Annotated in this window: 18 protein-coding genes; 6 read left to right on the top strand and 12 right to left on the bottom strand. The window is 66.0% G+C overall.

Features of this window, described 5'->3' with window-relative positions; translation table 11 throughout:
* Positions 1-163: 163 nt before the first annotated feature.
* The 4 genes from B447_RS01680 to B447_RS01665 all read left to right on the top strand — a co-directional run bounded on the left by B447_RS01680 (position 164) and on the right by B447_RS01665 (position 3,399).
* Positions 164-1,678, top strand: coding sequence for a hypothetical protein (locus tag B447_RS01680; protein ID WP_002935871.1), 1,515 nt, complete (start codon positions 164-166; stop codon positions 1,676-1,678).
* A gap of 81 nt (positions 1,679-1,759) precedes the next feature.
* Entirely contained in the window at positions 1,760-2,359 is a 600-nt protein-coding gene (wrbA, locus tag B447_RS01675; RefSeq protein WP_002923628.1) for an NAD(P)H:quinone oxidoreductase, read from the top strand.
* Positions 2,356-2,709 carry a DUF2069 domain-containing protein gene (locus tag B447_RS01670; protein WP_002935870.1) on the top strand — a complete coding sequence of 118 codons (354 nt, stop codon included), beginning with the start codon at positions 2,356-2,358 and terminating at the stop codon, positions 2,707-2,709. The genes wrbA and B447_RS01670 overlap by 4 nt, the downstream gene beginning before the upstream one ends.
* A gap of 207 nt (positions 2,710-2,916) precedes the next feature.
* Positions 2,917-3,399 carry a cytochrome P460 family protein gene (locus tag B447_RS01665; RefSeq protein WP_002935868.1) on the top strand — a complete coding sequence of 161 codons (483 nt, stop codon included), beginning with the start codon at positions 2,917-2,919 and terminating at the stop codon, positions 3,397-3,399.
* 80 nt (positions 3,400-3,479) lie between these two features.
* On the opposite strand, the gene B447_RS01660 is transcribed toward B447_RS01665, so the two are convergent.
* From B447_RS01660 to B447_RS01640, 5 genes are all read right to left on the bottom strand, one after another.
* Positions 3,480-5,021 (bottom strand): 2-isopropylmalate synthase, encoded by a 1,542-nt coding sequence (locus B447_RS01660; protein WP_002923631.1) that lies wholly within the window; start codon positions 5,019-5,021, stop codon positions 3,480-3,482.
* Positions 5,018-5,836, bottom strand: a complete 819-nt coding sequence (pssA, locus tag B447_RS01655; RefSeq protein WP_002935866.1) for a CDP-diacylglycerol--serine O-phosphatidyltransferase — start codon at positions 5,834-5,836, stop codon at positions 5,018-5,020. Before pssA ends, B447_RS01660 begins: the two co-directional genes overlap by 4 nt.
* Before the next feature lie 189 nt (positions 5,837-6,025).
* Positions 6,026-7,042 (bottom strand): ketol-acid reductoisomerase, encoded by a 1,017-nt coding sequence (gene ilvC, locus B447_RS01650; protein WP_002923637.1) that lies wholly within the window; start codon positions 7,040-7,042, stop codon positions 6,026-6,028.
* A 74-nt stretch (positions 7,043-7,116) separates the two neighbouring features.
* On the bottom strand, positions 7,117-7,608 hold the full coding sequence (ilvN, locus tag B447_RS01645; protein ID WP_002923638.1) for an acetolactate synthase small subunit: 492 nt from the start codon (positions 7,606-7,608) through the stop codon (positions 7,117-7,119).
* A 34-nt stretch (positions 7,609-7,642) separates the two neighbouring features.
* Positions 7,643-9,355: an acetolactate synthase 3 catalytic subunit gene (locus B447_RS01640; RefSeq protein ID WP_002923639.1), complete on the bottom strand. Its 1,713-nt coding sequence runs from the start codon at positions 9,353-9,355 to the stop codon at positions 7,643-7,645.
* Positions 9,356-9,603: 248 nt separating this feature from the next.
* Here B447_RS01640 and B447_RS01635 point away from each other — a divergent pair, with 248 nt between their 5' ends.
* Both B447_RS01635 and pepN read left to right on the top strand, forming a co-directional pair.
* A complete protein-coding gene (locus B447_RS01635; protein ID WP_232431425.1) occupies positions 9,604-10,125 on the top strand; it encodes an RDD family protein in 522 nt (173 codons plus the stop codon).
* A gap of 135 nt (positions 10,126-10,260) precedes the next feature.
* Positions 10,261-12,936: an aminopeptidase N gene (pepN, locus tag B447_RS01630; protein ID WP_002935864.1), complete on the top strand. Its 2,676-nt coding sequence runs from the start codon at positions 10,261-10,263 to the stop codon at positions 12,934-12,936.
* A 97-nt stretch (positions 12,937-13,033) separates the two neighbouring features.
* On the opposite strand, the gene B447_RS01625 is transcribed toward pepN, so the two are convergent.
* The 7 genes from B447_RS01625 to pcnB form a co-directional block, all read right to left on the bottom strand.
* Positions 13,034-13,480, bottom strand: a complete 447-nt coding sequence (locus tag B447_RS01625; RefSeq protein WP_002923644.1) for a CBS domain-containing protein — start codon at positions 13,478-13,480, stop codon at positions 13,034-13,036.
* Positions 13,481-13,594: 114 nt separating this feature from the next.
* Positions 13,595-14,422: a pantoate--beta-alanine ligase gene (panC, locus tag B447_RS01620; protein WP_002923645.1), complete on the bottom strand. Its 828-nt coding sequence runs from the start codon at positions 14,420-14,422 to the stop codon at positions 13,595-13,597.
* 60 nt (positions 14,423-14,482) lie between these two features.
* Positions 14,483-15,298 carry a 3-methyl-2-oxobutanoate hydroxymethyltransferase gene (gene panB / locus B447_RS01615; protein WP_002923649.1) on the bottom strand — a complete coding sequence of 272 codons (816 nt, stop codon included), beginning with the start codon at positions 15,296-15,298 and terminating at the stop codon, positions 14,483-14,485.
* A 109-nt stretch (positions 15,299-15,407) separates the two neighbouring features.
* The gene (locus tag B447_RS01610) at positions 15,408-16,046 is read right to left on the bottom strand and encodes a deoxynucleoside kinase (protein ID WP_002935859.1); all 639 of its coding nucleotides are present in this window, start codon (positions 16,044-16,046) and stop codon (positions 15,408-15,410) included.
* Between the two features lie 14 nt (positions 16,047-16,060).
* Positions 16,061-16,444, bottom strand: a complete 384-nt coding sequence (locus B447_RS01605; RefSeq protein ID WP_037982186.1) for a DMT family protein — start codon at positions 16,442-16,444, stop codon at positions 16,061-16,063.
* Positions 16,445-16,524: 80 nt separating this feature from the next.
* The gene (folK, locus tag B447_RS01600) at positions 16,525-17,010 is read right to left on the bottom strand and encodes a 2-amino-4-hydroxy-6-hydroxymethyldihydropteridine diphosphokinase (RefSeq protein WP_002935855.1); all 486 of its coding nucleotides are present in this window, start codon (positions 17,008-17,010) and stop codon (positions 16,525-16,527) included.
* A gap of 7 nt (positions 17,011-17,017) precedes the next feature.
* The gene (pcnB, locus tag B447_RS01595; RefSeq protein WP_002935853.1) at positions 17,018-18,376 is read right to left on the bottom strand and encodes a polynucleotide adenylyltransferase PcnB; all 1,359 of its coding nucleotides are present in this window, start codon (positions 18,374-18,376) and stop codon (positions 17,018-17,020) included.
* Positions 18,377-18,415: the final 39 nt, after the last annotated feature.

Here is an 18,415-nt window from a genome sequence, read left to right as displayed (position 1 = left end):
AACGTCGGATTATATGGGAACGTTCCCGCAAGAGCAAGGACTTGCACGTCTTTCCTTCTGCCGTTCATGGTCTGGCAGCATGCTCGATGGTCGTGCTCTGCGTGCGCGCGGCGATCCCACAAGCGGCTAGAATGCAGGTCGAGCCCGTTGATTGAGCAGGATGATGGACGACCCTCGAGCACTTTCCGATGCCTTGCAGGCGCTGAGCGACTGGCTGGGTGGCGAGCCGGCTGACGATCCTGCGGCGGATCTTGTTGCGCTCAAGCGCCATATGCCGATCCTGGCTGCGCCGGGCATCGCGGCCGAGCGCAAGCAGGTGCTGGTCGATGAGGTGTCCGAGCGGGTGATGGACCTGGCAGAGCGCTTGCGGCCGCAGTTGCTTGCGGCCCACCTGCCGCTCGCCGCCACGGTGTTCGAGCTTACCGAGCAGGTCTGTGTCGCCCTGCTCGATGTTGCGGGGGCCTATGCAGAGCTGGTCGATGCCGGCCGGCGCTCGCTGCTGAGGGCCAGCGCTGCGCGCCAGACGCTGGCTGCCAGTGCGCTCGGGCTCGTCACCGAGGCCTGTGCGCTGTCGGGACTGGCTGCCATGCAGACGCCCGCAGGTGGCTGGCGTCTGGCGCACCGACTGGCGAGCGCGGTCGATCTTGCGGCAGGCGAGGCCAGCGCAGCGCGCACTGCCTATCTCCGCCTTCTTGCGGTCGCGGTTTCGCAGCCCGAGGGGCTTACTGCGCGCGAGCTTGCCTGGTTGTTCGATTTTCTCGATGAGCGCGTCCTCGCGGTCGCCTTGCTGGCGCCCGATGCAGCGACCGAAGGCGGTGCCGTGTGGTGGATCGATCCCGGCGCCGACGCGCCGCCGGTGGCGCTCGCCCGTCGTGCAGTACCCGCGGAACTGCAGGCCGAAGGGCGGGCGTGGGCGTTCAACCCGAGGGCGATGGCACAGAAGCTCAGCGAGTGCATCGACTGGGTAACAGCACACATGACTGCGGCTGAGTTGGCAGGCAGCAGTTGCGATATCGAGCCGCTCGCAGCGGAGGAGGGGGGATTTCCTGCCGGGCTTGCGCCGCTGGAGATGCTTGCCTTGCTGCGTCGCCTGCGCATGCACTGGATGGCAACGCCTGTGCGCGAGCAGCCGCGGCGGGCGCAGCAGTACGTCATCCAGGTCAGCGTTGGCCTCAAGACCGTGTGGGAGCTCGGATGTGGATTGCGCGAGCAGGGGCGGGTGCACGAGTGGGTGGTGCTGAACGAGAGCCCCGGTGGTTACGCGATCATGAGCGCTGCGGGTGTCGATTGCGAGGTCGAGGCGGGCAGTGCGGTGGCGCTGCGGCGCGAGCACGGGCAGCCGTGGTCGGTATGCGTCGTGCGTTGGGTGCGCAGCGAGCATCCCGGACAGCTTGAACTCGGTCTGCAACTCATCGGCCCTTCATTCCAGTCCGTGAAGGTCGGTTTCCGCGGCACGGCGGCGCTCCATCCTTCACCAGCGCTTTCTCTGCCGGTCATGGAGCCGGTGCGGCGGCATCCGGCGATGCTGGCGCTGGCTGGTACCTACGCATCGCGGCGCTTTGTGTTCGTACGCGATCTGGGGCATGTCTATGTGGCACAGGCGCGCGCGCTGGGCCTGGACATGCAGACGCCCAGCGTCGAACTGTTCCAGTACGAGATCGACCCCTATCCGATCTGAACCGACGAGCGGTCTGGAACGCCGGAGGCGCACGCGCGTGAGGGGTATAATTCGGCCCCCCGCCCTGGAATGCAGATGCCGATGCAAGAGATCCTTGTTCTTTATTACAGCCATCGTGGCTCCGTGCGTGCGCTCGCCGAGCAGATCGCGCTCGGTATCCATCAGGTTCCTGGCGCTGGCGCCAGGGTCAGGACGGTGCCACGGGTGTCTACGGTATGCGAGGCGGTCGAGGACGACATCCCGGCCGACGGTCCGCCCTACGTCGAAGCGGCTGACCTCGAGCAGTGCGCCGGCCTGGCGTTGGGCAGTCCGACCCGTTTCGGCAACATGGCTGCACCGATGAAGTACTTCCTCGACGGCCTGGCCGGCGCCTGGGTCGGCGGCGTCCTGGCAGGCAAGCCGGCCTGTGTGTTCACTTCGAGCGGCGGGCTGCATGGTGGACAGGAGAGCACCTTGCTGACGATGATGGTGCCCCTGCTGCACCACGGCATGTTGCTCATGGGCCTGCCGTACACCGAGCCCGCGCTCGCGCATACGCGAAGTGGCGGGACGCCCTATGGGGCGACCCACGTGGCCGGCATCGATGGCGCGCCGCTGCTGAGCACTGAGGAGATCACGCTGGCCAGGGCCCAGGGGCGCCGGCTCGCTGAAGTCGCGCTTCGGCTGGGGAGGAACGCATGAACCCGCAGATCTTCGTACGTGTTTCCAGCTTCGCACTGCTCGGTCTGATCGTGCTGAGCGTGGTGTGGGAGGGCTGGCTTGCGCCGCTGCGCCCCGGCGGCTCGTGGATGATTCTCAAGGCCGTGCCCTTGCTGCCCGCGGTGTTCGGTATCCTGCGCGGCAAGCGCTACACCTCGCAGTGGGTGTCGATGTTGTCGCTGCTGTACTTCACCGAGGGTGTGTTGCGCGCCACTGATCCAGGCCTGATGGGGGTGTTCGCGATCATCGAGGCTACGCTGGCCACAGCGCTGTTCGTCAGCACGACCTTCCATGCGCGCTATACCGCGCCGTCCCGCCAGCGTAGAGACTGAGCACGCGCGGCACGGGCACGCCGGTACTCGCACGCCCCTGTGCACGCGTAGTGGCCGGTTCAAGATTTTCGCGAGTCGCGGGCACAGCCGATCATGATGACGTCCTGCGCCCGGCGGGCGATCCTGTCTCCAGAGATCGGTCATGGCCGATCTCTGCACATACACGATGCCGACCTCGCGTCGGCCACCTGTGAGAGAGAGACCGACATGAAAATCCTGATTCTCGCCGGCTGCATCGCCGGCTGTCTGACCGCACCCGTATTCGCCGCGCAGGACACCAGCGACATCGCCGCTCCCGAAGGTTACCGCAGCTGGTTCCACCATCATTCGACGCTGAACATGCAGGGCCACGAGCCAGAGGGCAACGTCGGCATCCAGCATGTCTATGCCAACCCAGCAGCCGTCGCCGGCTTGAAGGCGGGCAAGTTCGAGGACGGTGCGACCTTCGTCGTCGACCGCTTCGCCTACGTCGAAGGTCTCAATAGCTCGATCTCGCAGGGCAAGCTCAAGGTCGTGGCAGTGATGATCAAGGATGCCGCGAAATACCCCGGAACCGGCGGCTGGGGATTCCAGGCCTTCAAGGGCGGCGATCCGAACGTCAAGGCCGTCAAGGACGGCGGCACAGCTTGCTTCTCTTGCCACATTCCGTACCAGGACAACGATTTCGTCATCACGCGCAACGCGGGCTAAGGACGGGCCGCGCCCGGCACGCCCGGAGGGTCAGCGGCGAACGGGCCCTCCGAGCGGAACTGCAGGCGTCCTGTGCTCCGTCAGGGGCCGACCTGGGGGTTCAGGCGTGCAGTACCGGCGTGCAGCTTGTTGAGCGCGTTCAGGTAGGCCTTGGCCGAGGCGACGATGATGTCGGTGTCGGCGCCCTGGCCGTCCATGACGCGTCCGCTCCTTGACAGGCGTACGGTGACCTCGCCCTGGGCGTCGGTGCCGGTGGTGATGGCATTGACCGAGTAGAGCAGCAGCTCGCTGCCGCTCGACACCACCGACTCGATGGCCTTGAAAGCCGCGTCCACCGGTCCCGAGCCTTCGGCTTCGGCGTGCTTCTCGGCGCCGCCGACGGCCAGCGTGATTGCCGCCAGCGGGGTCTCTCCGGTTTCGGAGTGGAAACGGCTCGACAGCAGGCGGTAGTGCTCGAGTTCTGGGGTGACGGCTTCGTCGCGCATCAGCGCGGTCAGGTCCTCGTCGAAGATCTCGTGCTTCTTGTCGGCGAGTTCCTTGAAGCGCGCGAAGGCGTGGTTGAGGTGCTCCTCGCTCTCGATCTCGATGCCGAGCTCGATCAGGCGGGCGCGGAAGGCGTTGCGCCCGGACAGCTTGCCGAGCACCAGCTTGTTGGCACCCCAGCCGACGTCCTCGGCACGCATGATCTCGTAGGTTTCGCGATGCTTGAGCACGCCGTCCTGGTGGATGCCCGACTCGTGAGCGAAGGCATTGGCGCCGACGATGGCCTTGTTGGGCTGCACCGGGTAGCCGGTGATCTGAGACACCAGCTTGGAGGCGGGTACGATCTGGGTGGTGTCGATCCCGGTTTCGACCGGGAAGATGTCGGCGCGCGTGCGTACCGCCATGACGATTTCCTCGAGCGAGGCGTTGCCGGCGCGTTCGCCGAGCCCGTTGATCGTGCATTCGACCTGGCGTGCGCCGACGCGCACGGCGGCGAGCGAGTTCGCCACCGCGAGGCCGAGGTCGTTGTGACAGTGCACCGACCATACGACCTTGTCCGCATTGGGTACGCGTTCGATCAGGCTGCGCAGGGTCGCGGCGAACTGGTCGGGCACGTTGTAGCCGACCGTATCCGGCACGTTGATGGTCCTGGCGCCGGCTGCGATCACGGCTTCGAAGATGCGCGCGAGGAAGTCGAGTTCCGAGCGCCCGGCGTCCTCGGCCGAGAACTCGACGTCGTCGGTGAACTGGCGCGCCCAGCCGATCGCCTTGACTGCCTGCTCGACCACCTGGTCGGGCGTCATGCGCAGCTTTTTCTCCATATGGATCGGGCTGGTGGCGATGAAGGTGTGGATGCGGCCGCGTGCTGCGGGGGCGATCGCTTCACCCGAGCGCCGGATATCGGCTTCGCTGGCGCGCGCCAGCGAACAGACGGTGGACTCCTTGATCGCTTCGGCGATCGCGCGCACCGACTCGAAGTCGCCATTCGAGGCGGCGGCGAAGCCGGCCTCGATGACGTCGACCCGCATGCGCTCGAGTTGGCGGGCGATGCGCAGCTTCTCGTCGCGCGTCATCGACGCGCCCGGGCTTTGCTCGCCGTCGCGCAAGGTGGTGTCGAAGATGATCAGCTTGTCTTTCATGATTTGCTCCCGGGGTCGGAGGAATCGCCCTGCTCGGGCGCTGCAGGCGTGGCGGATTCGACCGCCTGCGTGGTGCTTGTCGTCGTCGCCTCCAACCGATTCTGACGGCGTCGGCGCCAGCGCACCAGTGCGAAGACGTAGCCGGACGCTGCGTAGGCGAGGAAGAGTGCGAACAGGATGCCTGGCGGATAGCTGGAGATGAGTGCGAAGGCGAGCACCAGCGCGATCAACACGATGAAGGGCACGCTCTTGCGCAGGTTGATATCCTTGCCGCTCCAGAACAGCACGTTGCTGACCATGGAAACGCCCGCGAAGATGGTGAGACCGCAGGCGTACCACTGCAGTTCGGGGCCGGCGAAGCCGTTGTCCAGGCCGACCCAGACCATACCTGCGATCAGCGCAGCGGCAGCCGGGCTGGGCAGGCCCTGGAAGAAGCGCTTGTCGACGACGTCGATGTTGGTGTTGAAGCGCGCCAGGCGCAGCGCGGCGCCAGCGCAATAGATGAAGGCGGCGATCCAGCCCAGCTTGCCCAGGTCCTGCAGGGCCCATTCGTACATGACCAGGGCCGGTGCGGCACCGAAGGACACCATGTCCGACAGCGAGTCGTACTCGGCGCCGAACTCGCTCTGGGTGTTGGTGAGGCGGGCGATGCGGCCGTCCAGTCCGTCGAGCACCATGGCGACGAAGATCGCCACCGCGGCATACTCGAAGCGGTCGTTCATGGCCTGCACGATCGCATAGAAGCCGGCGAACAGCGCTGCGGTTGTAAACAGGTTGGGCAGGATGTAGATGCCGCGGCGGCGCTTGTCTAGCATCGGCAGCGGCTCTTGATCTGGGTAGGACACGTTCGGCGTCGCTTCGTGGAGTTCCGAAGCCTGGATTCTAGCGCATGCGGACAAGGGGCCGGGCGCGTCCGCTGCTTCTGTGTGGGGCCACGGTCCGATGCAATGAAAAAGGCCGGCGCCGCTTGCGCGGCACCGGCCTCTGTCAGCCGAAGGCGAAGATCAGTTCTTCGACTTGTCGACCAGGGCCTTGGCCTTGATCCAGGGCATCATCTCGCGCAGCTGGGCGCCGACCTGCTCGATCGGGTGGGCGGCGTTCAGGCGGCGGCGGGCGGTCATGCTCGGGTAGTTGGTGCGGCCCTCGAGGATGAACATCTTGGCGTATTCGCCGGTCTGGATGCGCTTGAGCGCGTTGCGCATGGCTTCGCGCGACTGCTCGTTGATGACCTCGGGACCGGTCACGTACTCGCCGTACTCGGCGTTGTTCGAGATCGAGTAGTTCATCGTCGCGATGCCGCCTTCGTACATCAGGTCGACGATCAGCTTGAGCTCGTGCAGACACTCGAAGTAGGCCATCTCGGGCGCGTAGCCGGCTTCGGTCAGGGTCTCGAAACCCATCTTCACCAGCTCGACGGCGCCGCCGCACAGCACGGCCTGCTCGCCGAAGAGGTCGGTCTCGGTCTCTTCGCGGAAGTTGGTCTCGATCACGCCGCCCTTGGTGCCGCCGTTGGCTGCGGCGTAGGACAGGGCGATGTCACGCGCCTTGCCGGACTTGTCCTGGTAAACGGCGATCAGCGACGGCACGCCGCCCCCGCGCAGGTACTCGGAACGCACGGTGTGGCCGGGGCCCTTCGGGGCGACCATGATCACGTCCAGGTCCTCGCGCGGCACGACCTGGTTGTAGTGCACGTTGAAACCGTGGGCGAAGGCGAGCACGCCGCCCTTCTTGATGTTCGGTTCGACTTCGTCCTTGTAGACCTGCGGGATGTTCTCGTCCGGCAGCAGGATCATGACGACGTCGGCGCCCTTGACGGCCTTGGCGATCTCTTCGACCTTGAGGCCGGCAGCCTTGGCCTTGTCCCACGACGAGCCGTCCTTGCGCAGGCCGACGGTGACCTTGACGCCGGAGTCGGACAGGTTCTGGGCGTGGGCATGGCCCTGCGAGCCGTAGCCGACGATGGTGACCTTCTTGCCCTTGATGAGGGAGAGGTCGGCGTCCTTGTCGTAATAAACCTTCATGTCTTTCCTTTCTTGCTTAGCGGGTCTGGAGGTGGTGCGGGGTTCTGCGAGTGTGGATGCGAGCGCGCGCAGCCTCAGAGCTTGAGTACGCGGTCGCCGCGGCCGATGCCGCACACGCCCGAGCGCACCGTCTCGAGGATCAGCGAGGGGTCGATCGCGCCGATGAAGGCGTCGAGCTTGCCCTGGTTGCCAGTCAGTTCGACGACGTAGGACGTGTCGGTGACGTCGATGATGCGGGCGCGGAAGATGTCGGTGGTGCGCTTGATCTCCTCGCGGTCCTTGCCGGTGGCGCGCACCTTGATGAGCATCAGCTCGCGCTCGATGTGAGCCGCTTCGGAGATGTCGACCACCTTGACCACCTCGATCAGCTTGTTCAGCTGCTTGGTGATCTGCTCGATGATGTCGTCCGAGCCGGTGGTGACGATCGACATGCGGGACATCGAGGCGTCCTCGGTGGGGGCCACCGTGAGCGATTCGATGTTGTAGCCGCGCGCCGAGAACAGGCCGGACACGCGCGACAGCGCACCGGCTTCGTTTTCGATCAGGAGGGAGATGACGTGACGCATGGTGTGTTCGGGTCCGGGTTCAGCGGGAGGGCGTTCAGAGGTCTTCGGCCGACAGGATCATCTCGGTGAGACCCTTGCCGCCTTGCACCATCGGGTACACGTTCTCGGTCTGGTCGACCTGGAAGTCGAGGAAGACGAGTTCGTCCTTGTGCGTGGTGAAGGCCTCGCGCAGCGCGCCTTCGACGTCGGCCGGGCGGTCCACGCGGATGCCGACGTGGCCGTAGGACTCGGCCAGCTTGGCGAAGTCGGGCAGCGAATCCATGTAGGACTCGGAGTAGCGCCCGCCGTGGAACAGTTCCTGCCACTGGCGCACCATGCCCAGGTAGCGGTTGTTGAGGTTGCAGATCTTGATCGGCAGGCGGAACTGCTTGCAGGTCGACAGTTCCTGGATGTTCATCTGGATCGAGGCCTCGCCGGTCACGCAGGCCACCTGGCGGTCCGGGTTGGCGAGCTTGGCGCCCATGGCGTAGGGCATGCCCACGCCCATGGTGCCGAGGCCGCCAGAGTTGAGCCAGCGCCGCGGCTTGTCGAAGGCGTAGTACTGCGCGGCCCACATCTGGTGCTGGCCAACGTCGGAGGTGACGATGGCCTCGCCGCCGGTTACTTCCCAGAGCTTCTGGATGACGAACTGCGGCTTGATGATCTCGTCCGAGTTCTTGTACACCATGCACTTGCGGCTGCGCCACTCGTCGACCTGCTTCCACCATGCGGCGAGCGCATCGGGGTTGGGGCGAGCCTCGCCTGCCTCGAGCTGGCGGATCATCTCCTCGAGCACTTCCTTGACGTCGCCGACGATGGGGACGTCAACCTTGACGCGCTTGGAGATGGAGGAGGGATCGATGTCGACGTGGATGATCTTGCGCGGCTCTTCGGCAAAGTGCGCCGGGTTGCCAATGACGCGGTCGTCGAAGCGGGCGCCGACGGCGAGCAGCACGTCGGAGTAGTGCATCGCCATGTTGGCTTCGAAAGTGCCGTGCATGCCCGGCATGCCCAGGTACTGACGATCGCTGGCGGGGTAGCCGCCCAGGCCCATCAGGGTGTTGGTGATCGGGTAGCCGAGCAGGCGGGTGAGGCGGGTGATCTGTTCGGCGGCGTTGGACAGCACCACGCCGCCGCCGGTGTAGATCATCGGGCGCTTGGCTTCGAGCAGCAGTTGCACGGCCTTCTTGATCTGGCCGGAGTGGCCCTTGACCACCGGGTTGTACGAGCGCATCGAGATCTCGCGCGGATACTCGAACTCGCACTTGTGCATCGACACGTCCTTGGGAATGTCGACCAGCACGGGCCCGGGGCGCCCGGTGCGCGCCAGGTAGAAGGCCTTCTTCATCGTCGCCGCGATGTCGCGCACGTCCTTGACGAGGAAGTTGTGTTTCACGCAGGGACGGGTGATGCCGACGGTGTCGACTTCCTGGAAGGCGTCCTGGCCGATCGCCGCCGTGGGCACCTGGCCGGAGATGATCACCATCGGGATCGAATCACAGTAGGCAGTGGCGATGCCGGTGACTGCGTTGGTGGCGCCAGGGCCGGAGGTCACCAGTGCGACGCCGACCTTTTCGGTGCTGCGCGCGAAGCCGTCGGCAGCGTGCACCGCGGCCTGCTCGTGGCGCACCAGCACGTGGCGCACCTGATCCTGCTGGAACAGCGCGTCGTAAAGGAACAGCACCGCACCGCCCGGATAGCCGAAGACATACTCGACCTTTTCTTCCTGCAGGCACCTGATTACAATTTCGGCTCCGGACAGCACCATCGAAAGCTCGCTTGTTTGTTGGGGTTTGAATAAACGCAGAACGTTACCGGCCGTCCGCGGTTTGGTCAAGGCTGCGTCCCTGGTGCGTGTGCCTGTAAATCCGGGTTTTCCGATGGGCGGGGCGCGTCCGACCCCGTCTCAGGGCGGCCGGCACGCTGTCGGCGGGCCGCCTCGGGTCCGTCCTGAGCTCCACCTTTCTGTTTCAGCCTTGCCGTGCCATCGGCCAGGCGCGCTTTGCGGATGACCTCATGACACGTAGGAAGAGCAAGGCTGCCGTTGTCCGCCCTGAACCAGTCCAGGGTGGGGTGGCAGAGGGCTCGGCGCGGGCCGGAAGGCCGGTGGTCGAGCTTGCCGGGTTGCGCCGACGGCTGGCAGCAATGCTTTATGAGTCCTTGCTGCTGCTCGGCGTGCTTGCGCTGACTTTCCTGATCCCCTATCTGGTGCTTGGCGTGGTGTTCGAGTTCGCGCCGCCGGGCTGGTTTGCCTGGGCACACATCTTCGCCGTACTCGGCGCCTATTTCGTCTGGTACTGGCGCCGTAACGGCCAGACCCTGTCGATGCAGACGTGGCGGCTCAAGCTCGTGCGCGCCGACGATGGCCGTGCGGTGGGCCGTGGGCAGGCCTGGCTGCGCTATGCGCTTGCGTGGCCGTCGCTGATGCTGTTCGGTGGTGGCCTGGTGTGGGCGTTGATCGATCGTGACCGTCAGTTCCTGCATGACCGCCTGGCCGGGACTTGTATCGTGCTCCTGCCGTCTTCGCCCAAAACCTGATGCAGTGATCTTCGGGGCCTCCCCTGGCGCAACCAGTCGGTCCGCTCGACGCTGGTGTCCGGCGCCAGGCAAGCGCCCCGGAACCGACCCCAACGCCAGCCTGCGGACCGCAGTCCTGGCTGCACGGAGAACAATATGCAGAACGATCAGCCCCAGACCATCCAGCGCGCCGACTACCAGCCGCTTTCGTGGACCGTGGACACCGTTGACCTCCATTTCGCCCTCGATGCCGGTGCGACAGTGGTGACCAACCGCATGCGCTGCGTGCGCAATCCTGATGCCGCGCCGGGGCCGATCCGCCTCTGGGGCGAGGCCATGGAGCGCCTCGAGCTGACCGTCGATGGCGCGCAGCCGGTGGCGTTGCGCGAGACGGGGGCGCTGCTCGAGATCGATGCCGCCGGCGAGTCCGTCATGGTCGAAGTGCGCACGCGAGTCGATCCGCGCGCCAATACAACGCTGTCCGGCCTGTATCTGTCGTCAGGCGGCTTCTTCACCCAGTGCGAGGCCGAGGGCTTTCGCCGCATCACCTGGTTCCCGGACCGGCCGGATGTGATGGCGCGCTACACGGTGACGCTGGAGGCCGACCGCGAGGCTTGCCCGGTGCTGTTGTCGAACGGCAACCTGGTGGGGCAGGGCGAGCTGCCCAACGGGCGTCACTACGCAAAGTGGGAAGACCCCTTTCCAAAGCCGTCCTACCTGTTCGCGCTGGTGGCGGCCAGGCTGGTCGCGCTCGAGCGCAAGGTGCGCACGCTGTCCGGCCGTGAGGTGCTGCTGCAGGTGTGGGTGGAGGAGGGCAACCTCGACCGTTGCGAGCATGCGATGGAGGCGCTGGTGAACTCGATGCGCTGGGACGAGGAGACCTTCGGCCTGGAACTCGATCTCGACCGCTTCATGATCGTGGCCGTGGCCGACTTCAACATGGGGGCGATGGAGAACAAGGGGCTGAACATCTTCAACACCAAGTTCGTCCTCGCCAAACCGGACACCGCCACCGACGTCGATTACGAGAACGTCGAGAGCGTCGTTGCGCACGAGTACTTCCACAACTGGACGGGCAACCGCGTCACCTGCCGCGACTGGTTCCAGCTCACCCTCAAGGAAGGTCTCACCGTCTTCCGAGACCAGCAGTTTTCGGCCGACATGCTGGCGCGCGCTGCCGGGCCGGAGGGCGCGGCCTCGGCGCGCGCGGTCAAGCGCATCGACGACGTGCGTGTGCTGCGCGCGGCGCAGTTCCCCGAGGATGGCGGCCCGATGGCGCATCCGATCCGCCCCGACAGCTACCAGGAGATCAACAACTTCTATACCGCCACCGTGTACGAAAAGGGTGCCGAGGTCATCCGCATGTTGCACACCCTGCTCGGGCAGGAAGGTTTTCGCAATGGCATGGATCTCTACTTCAGCTATTTCGACGGCCAGGCGGTGACCTGCGACGACTTCGTGGAGGTGATGTCCGAGGCCAACAACGGCTTCGATCTCGATCAGTTCATGCGCTGGTACAGCCAGGCCGGCACCCCGCGGGTGAAGGCGAGCGGGACATGGAACGCGGCCGATGGCTGCTACGCCCTGACCCTGTCGCAGCACACCCCGGCGACGCCTGGCCAGCCCGACAAGCTGCCGCTGGTGATCCCGGTCGCGGTCGGGCTGATCGGTCCGGACGGCCGTGACCTGCCGCTGCGACTCGAAGGCGAGACCCAGGCGGGCGCTACGACGCGGGTGCTCAAGCTGACCGAGGAAGCACAGGTGTTCCGCTTCATCGGCCTTGCTGCAGAGCCGGTGCCCTCGCTGTTGCGCGGCTTCTCGGCGCCGGTCATCCTCGAGCTCGATGAGGACGACGCCCGCCTGGCCTTCCGCATGGCGCACGATGCCGACCCCTTCAACCGCTGGGATGCCGCCCAGCGTTATGCCGAGCGCGTCGTCCTGGCGATGGCGGGCGGCGCCAGTGCCGGCCTGCCGCAGGCCTTCGTCAATGCCTTCCGGGCGCTGCTTGCCGATACGCGCCTCGATCCGGCCTTCCGCGCCCAGGCGCTCGCCCTGCCGGCCGAGCCCTATCTGCTCGAGCGCATGTCCCCGGCTGATCCGGGGGCGCTGCGCACGGCGCTGATCGCGGTGATGGGAGCACTTGGCCGCGAGCTCGCAGGCGACTGGCTGCGAGTGGTCGATGGCATGCAGGTGAGCGGCCCTTATCGTTACCACCCCGGTGACGCTGGCAAGCGTGCGCTGGTCAACCTGGCCTTGCGCTACCTGTGCGCGGGTGGGCAGGCGAGTGGCCTGGCGCTCGCCGAGGCGCGCTTCGCGGCGGCGACCAACATGACCGAGCGCTTTGGCGCGCTCGCGGCGCTGGTGCAGAGCAGCAGCCCGGCACGCGGCGCGGCGCTGCTTGCCTTCCATGCGCGCTATCGCAATGACGCGCTGGTGCTCGACAAGTGGTTCGCACTGCAGGCCGGTGCATGGCGTTGGGAAGAGGGCGGAGAGCCGGCGCTGGATCGGGTCAGGGTACTGCTGAGCGATCCTGCGTTCAGTCTCGCCAATCCGAACAAGGTCTATGCCCTGCTCGGCACCTACTTCCGTGCAAACCCGGGTGAATTCCACCTCGCCGACGGTAGCGGTTATGCCTTCTGGGCCGACCAGGTGATCGCGCTCGATGCGCGCAATCCGCAGGTCGCCGCGCGTATGGCGCGTGCGCTCGAGAACTGGCGCCATTATGCGCCTGCGCTGCAGGCGCGTATCCGGCCTCAGCTCGAGCGTGTGCTTGCAAGCCCGGGGCTGTCGCCTGACGTGGCGGAGATCGTCGGCAAGGCGCTGCAGCAGTAGGTCTGCTTGCAACACCAGGGTGCAAAGCAAGACGCCGGACGGTGTCCGGCGTCTTGCTGGTTGCGTTCAGCGGGGTATCAAACCCGCTCGAGCGCTCTCACTCGGCGGCGAGGTCGCCGGCGATGTAGCTCTCGAGATGCTTGATCGTCTCTTTCTGGTGACTGACGATGGACTTGACCATGTCGCCGATCGTCACGATGCCGAGCACCTTGCCTTCCTCGACCACGGGGAGGTGACGGAAGCGGCGTTCGGTCATGATCGACATCACCTCGTCCACCTGGTGACTGAGCGAGACGGTGTGCGGGTTTGCCGTCATCAGGTCGCCCACCTTCACGTCGCGCGACATCAGGCCCTTGAGCACGACCTTGCGGGCGTAGTCACGCTCGGTGAAGATTCCGACCAGGCGATCGTTGTCGATGACCAGCACCGAGCCAACGTCGAATTGCGCCATCAGGGAGAGGGCATCGAAGACCGAATCGGTGGGCCGCACCGCATGAAAGGTTGCGCCCTTTTGTTCCAGGATCTGTCTTACGCTCGTCGCCATCTTTTCAATCCCCCATCCTTGTTTATGTGCAGGCCGCAGGTGCGCGGTGTTCTTGTACCCCGTTTTTAACCATAACTGGGCATGGACGCAAGGCCGGAGGAACCCTGACGGGCGTCAGATCTCCAGGTTGTCGATCAGCCGTGTCTTGCCCAGACGCGCGGCTGCGAGGACCACGAGTGCATCGTCCAGGTGCACCGGCGGTTGCAGGTCGGCACGCCGGCGCACCGCGATGTAGTCCGGTTGCCAGCCAGCGGCCTCGAGTTCTGCCATGGCCTCGGTCTCGAGTTTGAGCAGGTCATGGTCGCCGCTGCGCACCGCGTCGCGGATGCGGCACAGCAGGCGGTGGAGCAGGGGCGCGCGGCGGCGTTCTTCGGCGCTCAGGTAGCCATTGCGCGAGGACAGCGCAAGGCCGTCGTCGGCGCGCACCGTGTCTCCCGGCAACACCTCGACCGGCATCGCCATCTCGCGCACCATGTTGCTCAACACCATCAGTTGCTGGTAGTCCTTCTTGCCGAACAGGGCGACGTCGGGCTGCACGATGTTGAGCAGCTTCATCACCACGGTCGCCACGCCACGGAAATGGCCCGGGCGGAATTCGCCCTCCAGGATGGAGACCTGTGCCGGCGCGGGTTCCACATGGTAGCGCTGGGGCTGCGGGTACATGACCTGCTCGTCGGGCGCAAACAGGTGCGCCACGCCGGCCGCTTCGAGCTTCTCGCAGTCGGCGGCAAAGGTGCGCGGGTAGTGGTCGAAGTCCTCGCCGGCGCCGAACTGCAGGCGGTTGACGAAGATGCTCGCAATCACACAGTCGGCGTGCGCGCGGGCCTGTCGCATCAGCGCAATATGGCCCTCGTGCAGGTTGCCCATGGTCGGCACGAAGGCCACTCGGCCTGCCTGTGCGCGCGCGCTGCGCAGGCTCTCGATGGTGTGGTGGATCTGCATTGCGTCCTGGTCTTGCGTAGGGTGTGCTGGAAAGGGGGGCGAGGCCGGCGAACCGGCCGTTCAGTAGCAGTGTTCGGCGGCCGGGAAGCTGCCGTCCTTGACGGCGGCGGCGTAGCGCGCCACGGCGTCCTCGATGCTGGTCGCGCCGTCCATGAAGTTGCGCACAAAGCGTGCGGTCTTGCCGTGGAATACGCCGAGCATGTCGTGCAGCACCAGCACCTGGCCATCGCAGCCTGCCCCCGCGCCGATGCCGATGGTGGCCATACTGCTCAGACTGCGCGTGATCGTGCTGGCAAGCTCGGCGGGCACCATCTCCATCACCATCAGCGCCGCGCCGGCCTGCTCGAGGGCGAGGGCGTCGGCCTTGAGCCGCGCCGCGCCTTCCTCGCTGCGACCCTGTACGCGATAGCCGCCAAGCTGATGTACTGCCTGCGGGGTGAGGCCGATGTGGGCGCAGACGGGTACGCCGCGCTCGACCAGGAAGCGGATCGTGTCGGCCATGAACTCGCCACCCTCGAGTTTCACCATCTGGGCTCCGGCCGCCATCAGGCGTGCGGCGTTGCGCATGGCTTGCTCGCGGTTCTCGTGATAGCTGCCGAAGGGCATGTCGGTGACGATGAACGGGCGGGCATTGGCACGCGCCACGCACTCGGTGTGGTAGGCCATCTGCTCGAGTGTGACCGGCAGCGTGGATTTCTGGCCTTGCAGCACGTTGCCGAGCGAGTCGCCGATGAGGATGCTGTCGACGCCGGCGCGGCCGAGCAGAGCGGCAAAGCTTGCGTCATAACAGGTGAGCATGGCGATCTTGCGGCCTTCGGCGCGCATCTTGCCAAGTTCGAACAGACTGACGGGTTTCTGGTCCTGGAGGTAGCTCATGGGTCACTCCTGAAGGGAGCCCGGAGTTTTCACCAAAGTGGTGCATTGCACAAGTGTGACGCTGCGCCGGCTGGGTGTCCGGTGGCGAATCCGGGCCCGGGCAGGGGGCTCAGCCCGCGTAGCCGAAGAACTCGCGATAGCCCCGCATCTCGCGCAGGCGTTCGAGCAGGAGCTCGAAATCCTCGTCCTTGTCGACCGGGTTGAGGACGCCAGCGTCGACGATGAACAGCGGTGCGGCGTCGTACTGGTAGAAGTAGCGCGTGTAGCGGTTGGCGACCTGCTCGAGGTAGAGCTCGGTGATGCGACGCTCGGCGTCCAGTCCGCGCTTGCGGACGCGCTCCATCAGGGTGTCCGGGCGCGCCTGCAGATAGATCACGAGGTCGGGCCGGGGCGGTTCGACCTGCTGCACGCTGTCGTGCACGCGCTGGTAGAGCGCGAGTTCGTCCGCCCCCAGGTTCTGCTCTGCAAACAGGCGGTCCTTGTCGAGCAGGAAGTCCGACACCACGCGGCGGTCGCCGTCGACCGGGCCGAGTGCGGCGAGCTGGTCCAGGCGCTGGAACAGGAAGGACACCTGCGTCGCCAGCGCCCAGCGCTCCGCGTTCTGGTAGAAGCGCCCGAGGAAGGGGTTGTGTTCGGCCTGCTCGAGCAGGGTTTCGGCCTGAAGGCGTTCGGCCAGACGACGGGCGAGAGAGGTCTTGCCGGCGCCGATAGGGCCTTCGACGACGATGTAGCGGGCTTTGTCGAGCATGCGGGGCGCCTTCGTCAGCTGCGAAAGATGAAATAGACGGCACCGAGCATACACAGCGCCGCCCATAGATAGTCAAGCTTGAGCGGCTGTTTCATGTACAGCACGACGAAGGGGATGAACACGAGCAGCGTGATCGCCTCCTGCATGATCTTGAGCTGCGCGAGGCTCAATGTGGTTGCACCGATCCTGTTTGCCGGCACCTGCAGCAGGTACTCGAACAGTGCGATGCCCCAGCTCACGAGAGCGGCTACGTACCACGCCTTGCTCTGCATGTTCTTGAGGTGTCCGTACCAGGCGAAGGTCATGAACACGTTGGAGGCGGTGAGCAGCAGGGCGGTCTGCAACCATACCGGGCTAGCGGTTGCGGCCGATGTAGCGGACTGGAGCCAGACAGGCATGGGAACCTCGGAAGGCGCAGTGGTGCGTCGGTATTTCTTGGGCGGGGTGGGGGGCGTGCTGCTGCGGTGGCGGCGGCTGTTCAGTGGCGGCTGATGGCCTGGTCGGCAACGCCCGCGAGCAGGTCGCTGACCGCGCCACGGCGCGGAATGTGCAGGCCCGGCGCAATCTCGGCGAGCGGCACGAGCGTGAACGCGCGCAGATGCATGCGCGGATGCGGGACTTGCAGGTCGGGCTCGTCGATGATCGCCTCGCCATGCAGCAGCAGGTCGAGATCCATCGTTCGCGGTGCCATGTGAAAATCGCGCGTGCGTCCGCCCTCGCGCTCGATCATCAGCAAGGCCTCGAGCAGGACGCGTGCTTCGAGGCTGGTGGACAGTTCGATGACCGCGTTGATGTAGTCGGGCTGGCCTACCACCCCGACCGGTGCGCTGCGGTACAGCGCGGAGCGGGCCAGGACCTGCGTTGATGGCAACGCGTCCAGGCGCTGTAGGGCAAGTGCAAAAGCGGCGACAGGGTCGCCGAGGTTTGCGCCGAAGGCGACGAACGCGCGTACCGGGGGGCTCATGAGGCGTTCAGGCGCCTTCCGGCGCCGTGCCGGCCTCGCCGCCCCCCGCGGGCTTGCGCCGGCGGCGGCGCTTCTTCTTCGCCGGACTGGTTTCGGCAGGCGCCTGGCGCAGCAATGCCTCACGCTCATCATGACCGGCATGGGCGAAGTCGTTCCACCAGTCGACGATCTCCATCGGGATCTCACCTGCCTGCGCGCGCAGGCGCAGGAAGTCCCATCCGGCGCGGTAGCGCGGCTGCTCGATGAGGCGGTAGGGCGTCTTGCCGCTGCGCTTGTCGAAGCGCGGCTGCAGCGCCCAGATGTCCTTGATGTCGCCCGCGATGCGGCGCGTGATCGCCAGCTTGCCGGCTTGAGCGTCGAGGACTTCGTCCATGGCCTCGAACAGTGCAGGTTGGCCGGCCTCGCCTGCCACCTTCCTGCGCTCCCAGGCGGCGAGGACCTCATGCCAGAGCAGGGTGGCGAACAGGAAGCCGGGCGACACCGACTTGTCCTGGCGGACGCGCTCGTCGGTGTTCTGCAGCGACAGCCAAACGAAGCGTTCGCCCATAGGCTGCTCGAGGATGACGTCGAGCAGGGGCAGCAGGCCGTGGTGCAGGCCTTCTTCGCGCAACTGCTGCAGGCATTTGACGGCGTGGCCCGAGAACAGCAGCTTGAGCATTTCGTCGAAGAGCCGCGCCGCCGGGACGTTCTCGAGCAGCACGCCCATCTCGCGGATGGGGTGGCGCGCGGCAGGGTCGATCGTCAGACCGAGCTTGGCGGCCAGGCGCACGGCGCGCAGCATGCGAACCGGGTCTTCGCGGTAGCGTGTGCGCGGGTCGCCGATCATGCGCAGGGTGCGCTGCTCGATGTCGGCAACGCCGTGGTGGTAGTCGATGATGGTCTCGGTGCCCGGGTCGTAGTACAGGGCGTTGACCGTGAAGTCGCGGCGGGTGGCGTCTTCTTCCTGGTTGCCGAAGACGTTGTCGCGCAGCACGCGGCCGTGTTCGTCGGTTTCGGCCGATTCGGCGTCCTGGCTGGCGCGAAAGGTGGAGACCTCGATGGTCTCCGGCCCACTCATCACATGCACGATCTTGAAGCGGCGGCCGATGATGCGCGAACGCCGGAAAGCCGCGCGCACCTGTTCGGGGGTGGCGCTGGTGGCGACATCGAAATCCTTCGGCGGTTGGCCGATGAGCAGGTCGCGCACCGCGCCGCCAACGACGAAGGCCGTATAGCCTTGCTCCTGCAGTGTCATGCACACCTTGCGCGCGGCAGGCGACAGCTGCTCGCGCCGGATGCCGTGGCGTTCGAGCGGGATGCGGGCGGGTTGGTGGCGGACGGTGGGCGCCGGGCGCTTGAAGACCTTGCGCAGCAGCTTGCGGATCATTGGGGAAGGCGTCGTGCTTGCATAAGCCGCCAATGATAA

Origin of the sequence: Thauera sp. 27 (assembly GCF_000310125.2) — a bacterium.
Lineage (GTDB): Bacteria > Pseudomonadota > Gammaproteobacteria > Burkholderiales > Rhodocyclaceae > Thauera > Thauera mechernichensis.
The sequence above is the reverse complement of the archived record's forward strand: the minus strand, read 5'-3'. Positions and strand labels throughout refer to the sequence as shown.

Coding starts and splice junctions, on each gene's coding strand:
- panB (WP_002923649.1), bottom strand. CDS start 15,298: ATGAGCTACCTCCAGGACCAGAAACCCGTCAGTCTGTTCGAACTTGGC.
- B447_RS01670 (WP_002935870.1), top strand. CDS start 2,356: ATGAACCCGCAGATCTTCGTACGTGTTTCCAGCTTCGCACTGCTCGGT.
- B447_RS01605 (WP_037982186.1), bottom strand. CDS start 16,444: ATGCCTGTCTGGCTCCAGTCCGCTACATCGGCCGCAACCGCTAGCCCG.
- ilvN (WP_002923638.1), bottom strand. CDS start 7,608: ATGCGTCACGTCATCTCCCTCCTGATCGAAAACGAAGCCGGTGCGCTG.
- B447_RS01610 (WP_002935859.1), bottom strand. CDS start 16,046: ATGCTCGACAAAGCCCGCTACATCGTCGTCGAAGGCCCTATCGGCGCC.
- B447_RS01640 (WP_002923639.1), bottom strand. CDS start 9,355: ATGGTGCTGTCCGGAGCCGAAATTGTAATCAGGTGCCTGCAGGAAGAA.
- wrbA (WP_002923628.1), top strand. CDS start 1,760: ATGCAAGAGATCCTTGTTCTTTATTACAGCCATCGTGGCTCCGTGCGT.
- B447_RS01625 (WP_002923644.1), bottom strand. CDS start 13,480: ATGGCGACGAGCGTAAGACAGATCCTGGAACAAAAGGGCGCAACCTTT.
- panC (WP_002923645.1), bottom strand. CDS start 14,422: ATGCAGATCCACCACACCATCGAGAGCCTGCGCAGCGCGCGCGCACAG.
- B447_RS01680 (WP_002935871.1), top strand. CDS start 164: ATGGACGACCCTCGAGCACTTTCCGATGCCTTGCAGGCGCTGAGCGAC.
- B447_RS01660 (WP_002923631.1), bottom strand. CDS start 5,021: ATGAAAGACAAGCTGATCATCTTCGACACCACCTTGCGCGACGGCGAG.
- B447_RS01635 (WP_232431425.1), top strand. CDS start 9,604: ATGACACGTAGGAAGAGCAAGGCTGCCGTTGTCCGCCCTGAACCAGTC.
- B447_RS01665 (WP_002935868.1), top strand. CDS start 2,917: ATGAAAATCCTGATTCTCGCCGGCTGCATCGCCGGCTGTCTGACCGCA.
- pssA (WP_002935866.1), bottom strand. CDS start 5,836: ATGCTAGACAAGCGCCGCCGCGGCATCTACATCCTGCCCAACCTGTTT.
- ilvC (WP_002923637.1), bottom strand. CDS start 7,042: ATGAAGGTTTATTACGACAAGGACGCCGACCTCTCCCTCATCAAGGGC.
- pcnB (WP_002935853.1), bottom strand. CDS start 18,376: ATGATCCGCAAGCTGCTGCGCAAGGTCTTCAAGCGCCCGGCGCCCACC.
- pepN (WP_002935864.1), top strand. CDS start 10,261: ATGCAGAACGATCAGCCCCAGACCATCCAGCGCGCCGACTACCAGCCG.
- folK (WP_002935855.1), bottom strand. CDS start 17,010: ATGAGCCCCCCGGTACGCGCGTTCGTCGCCTTCGGCGCAAACCTCGGC.